This is a genomic window from Chloroflexota bacterium, from assembly GCA_018648225.1.
In the GTDB taxonomy this organism is placed as follows: Bacteria; Chloroflexota; Anaerolineae; order Anaerolineales; family UBA11858; genus NIOZ-UU35.
Window position 1 is genome coordinate 1 of record JABGRQ010000194.1, and the last position, 3,592, is coordinate 3,592.

At 51.2% G+C, this 3,592-nt stretch carries 3 protein-coding genes and 1 tRNA gene; 2 read left to right on the plus strand and 2 right to left on the minus strand.

Translation table 11 applies throughout. The features are described from left to right. Positions 1 to 23 precede the first annotated feature (23 nt). On the plus strand, positions 24 to 1,961 hold the full coding sequence (locus HN413_16815; GenBank protein MBT3392063.1) for a GAF domain-containing protein: 1,938 nt from the start codon (positions 24 to 26) through the stop codon (positions 1,959 to 1,961). Positions 1,962 to 2,043: 82 nt separating this feature from the next. Here HN413_16815 and HN413_16820 read toward each other — a convergent pair whose 3' ends face one another. Beyond that, positions 2,044 to 2,844, minus strand: coding sequence for a peptidoglycan DD-metalloendopeptidase family protein (locus HN413_16820; protein MBT3392064.1), 801 nt, complete (start codon positions 2,842 to 2,844; stop codon positions 2,044 to 2,046). 65 nt (positions 2,845 to 2,909) lie between these two features. Here HN413_16820 and HN413_16825 point away from each other — a divergent pair. Further along, positions 2,910 to 2,987 (plus strand) — tRNA-Pro (locus tag HN413_16825). A gap of 85 nt (positions 2,988 to 3,072) precedes the next feature. Here the strand turns inward: HN413_16825 and HN413_16830 are convergent. Further along, positions 3,073 to 3,489, minus strand: coding sequence for a hypothetical protein (locus tag HN413_16830; GenBank protein ID MBT3392065.1), 417 nt, complete (start codon positions 3,487 to 3,489; stop codon positions 3,073 to 3,075). Positions 3,490 to 3,592: the final 103 nt, after the last annotated feature.

Consider the following 3,592-nt stretch of genomic DNA (forward strand, 5'->3'; position numbering starts at 1 on the left):
CCATTTACCTACAAGAGCCCAGCATGGATACGCTCTATCTGGCGCATTCGCGTGGCCTGTCAGATACATTTTATGAGCACAGCCGCAACTTTTCAATTGCTGGCCGCCGCCGCTCGCGCTGTTTACGCACTGGGGTGCATGAACTTGTTGCCGACATCAGGGAAACATCGCTGCCGATTGAAATAGCCAGGGCATTTACCAGCGAAAATATCCAGGCTTATGCCGATTTTCCGCTGATAACCCCTGAAGGACCCATCGGATTTCTTTCGGTATTCTATGATGCCCCCCACGATTTCTTGCACGATGAGGTTGAGTTATTGCAAACTTTGGCTGCTCAGGCTGCGCTTGCGGTTGCCAATGCGCGACTTCACACGACCGTTGATCGACAGCTGGCTCGGCGTGTGCAGCAGTTGGCAATTCTTGAAGCGGTCGGCCGCGAGCTTTCGGCGGCCACGCTCTCTGAACGTCTCTTTTTTCTGATATTGGATTACGCTATGGAATTCACCCAGTCGCCGTGGGGGATCATCGGCATCTACGATGCCGGGGGCGCGATACTGGATGTCAAAGCCCAAAGAGGGTACCCGAACCTAGAAAGGCTGTCGCTCGATGATGGCGTTACTGGACGAGCTCATCGCTTACGGCGTGTTGAGAATATCCCCGATGTGACTCAAGATACCGATTATATAAATGTTAAAGGGGATATTGTTAAATCGCAATTGAGTGTCCCTTTGCTTTATGAGGGCCAATCGTTGGGGGTAATTACACTGGAGAGTGACCTGAAAGCTGCCTTTGCCGCAGGCGATCAATCTCTGGTAGAGCAATTGGCGCATCAGGCCGCGGTGGCTTTGGTCAATGCTCAATTGCATCATGAGACTCAGCGTCAACGTGAACAATTATCGGCAGTCATCAACTCTGTACAAGAAGCGATCCTGATGTTTAACCCGCAGGGTGATATTTCCCTTGCCAATCAGTCTTTTACCCACCTTACTTCAATGCCCGCAGATAACTTGATGGGGATGCAGTTGATTGACCTCTCCGAGGGAGTATTGCGCCGCCTGGGATATGAACGCCGCGTTGTTGAACAGATGCTTCTCGGCTTGGCTGGCGAGGTTGCCAATGAATTCAAAAAAGAAACCTACCATATTCCGGATGTGACCCCTGTTAGTGTTTATGAACGCAGGTTGTATTCGGTAACATTGCCAGGGGAAGCCGCGCTGGGGTGGATGCTGATCTGGCGTGATGTTTCTGAGGAGCACCGCGTGAATCAGGAACGCGAAGTCATTGCCGACGCGCTGATCCACGATCTGCGTTCCCCAATCAGCGCTGTGCTGGGTTCACTGGATTTGATGGATGAGGTCATTCCCACGGGCGAGCATCGTCAGATCGTGGATCACGCTTTGGACGTGGCCCGGCGGGGTGCAAAGCGTGTGCTGCGTCTGGTGAAGTCATTGATGGATGTAGCCCGGATGCAGTCTGGCGATATCATGTTGCATAAAATTCCGGTTGATCTCTTTGCGCTGACGCAAATATTGATGGACGATATCGCTATGATGGCGGATGAATATGGCATCACCTTGAAAAATGAGATCCCCAGCGATTTGCCGCTTATTTTTGCCGATGAAGAAAAAATCTTTCGCGTATTGCAAAATTTGGTGGATAATGCCGTCAAATTCTCGCCTGAAAAGAGTAGCGTGCGTGTGATTGCTTTTTCGGGAAGCGATAATATTACAGTGAAAGTTGTTGACCAGGGGCCAGGGGTCGCGGCAGAGCATCGTGCAGTCATCTTCGAGCGCTTTGCGCAAATATCAGGCCAGCTCGGGCGTTGGCGAGGCGCGGGTTTGGGATTGGCTTTCTGCAAATTGGCCGTGGAAACTCATGGTGGTGAAATCTGGTATGAGACACCAGCTGATGGTGAGGTGGGCAGCATTTTTACGTTCACGCTTCCCATTCGTCCGGATTAAGTTGTTCGCGATTGGGACTTTCTTTTGTGAAAGAGCATAAGTCCTGACTTACATTTCTGTCGCTACCATATTGAAAAACAGGTTAGGGGGTATTCGTAAACAATACCATCGGATCAAAATGCTGAAATTCTCCGCTTGTTCGCCAGCGCAGATAATTTTCCTGCTCGGTGGGTGTTGCGTGTGTATCGTAGAATACCATTCCATCAAAGGCTATGTTCGCCGGGCCGATGCGTGTCTCCAGATGCAGGTGCGGTACGGGGATGTTGTAGCCAGTCATTCCGGCATAACCGAGCAATTCGCCACAACCGATAGATTGCCCAGGCTCAACCAGTGGGGCTTCGCTCAGATGGGCGTAGAGATGGTATAGCGAGCTGCCTGCCGGTATTTGTAGCATTTCTTGCAGGGCTTCTGGAATCAACTCAGGTGGCGTTTCGATGATGACCATATTGCCGTAAGGCAAGCGATCGCTAATGGCTGCGGCTACGCGCCCGGCCAGAATACTTTGCACGCCTTCGCCATCCACGGAGGCGCGCTCGCCGTGATTGTAGTAGGCAAAATCCACGCCGTGATGGCGGTCGTCTTTTCCGTCTGGAGGTGGCGCGTAGGGGGATGAGACAATCTCGATGAGTAGCTCGGAGCTGTGTTCGGCCAGGGGAGAGCATAATTGAGTTGGCGGCTCGGGGATGGATTCGGTTGGAGTAGGCGTGCCAACTTCGAGCGAGTCCGGGTTTTCCTGTGTGGGAGCGGGACTCGGCTCGGGGGTGATTGCAGCTTCGCGGGTGGGTGTCCAGCTCGGGGTGGGGCTGATATTTTCCACAGCCGCGGGTGAACAGGCCGATAGAAATAGAAACAAACTGGTGAGTAATAATTGGAGGTTGCGCATGGCGCAATTGTATCGCTAAACTCCTTGCACGATCAGGGAGAATGCACTATAATCACGCCCGTTGTCGGGGCGTGGCGCAGTCCGGTTAGCGCGCTTCAATGGGGTTGAAGAGGCCGGAGGTTCGAATCCTCTCGCCCCGACCAAAGACCGCAATAGTGCTAGAAATAGCCAATATTGCGGTCTTTGTTGTTAACTTCGGGGTATGAGGTTGTCTTGGTTAGTTTTCTACTAAAGACTGCACAATACTACTGGCTGGCATACGTCGTCGTCGGGATTTCTATCGCAAAATGTTTTTTCTGGGTCGACAAGCTCCTGAATATACTTCCCTTGTAGAGCTACCCAGCCATTTGCCGGGACGATCGTACAGGCTTGTTTAACTCCGTCAACCGTTTGATATGTTGTTGCCAGGTCAACCCACTTTTGGTCTGCAGGGTGCCAGAAACGAATAACTTTATCTACCCAGCCATTCGGCAGGTCGAAACACTGTTCCGTGCTCCCCCCAGAGCCAAATCCAGTGTACCAGAGGGGTTCAATATTTTCAAAACCCACGGGAGGCGCCGGAGCATCGGCCAATACGCTGGTTATACTCATCAAGCCTATCAGTACAACAATAACGATACTTCCAAACAATTTGTTTATCTTCACTGAGGATTCTCCTTTTGCAATAAATAAGACTATTTTTATCCATTATAGCTATTATATATAAACCGTATATATTACCGTGGTACCGTTATCGGGAGTTCGCATA

What these genes read in the sequence shown, in the direction of transcription:
- HN413_16815 (MBT3392063.1), top strand. Translation starts at nt 24, where the DNA reads ATGGATACGCTCTATCTGGCGCATTCGCGTGGCCTGTCAGATACATTT.
- HN413_16820 (MBT3392064.1), bottom strand. Translation starts at nt 2,844, where the DNA reads ATGCGCAACCTCCAATTATTACTCACCAGTTTGTTTCTATTTCTATCG.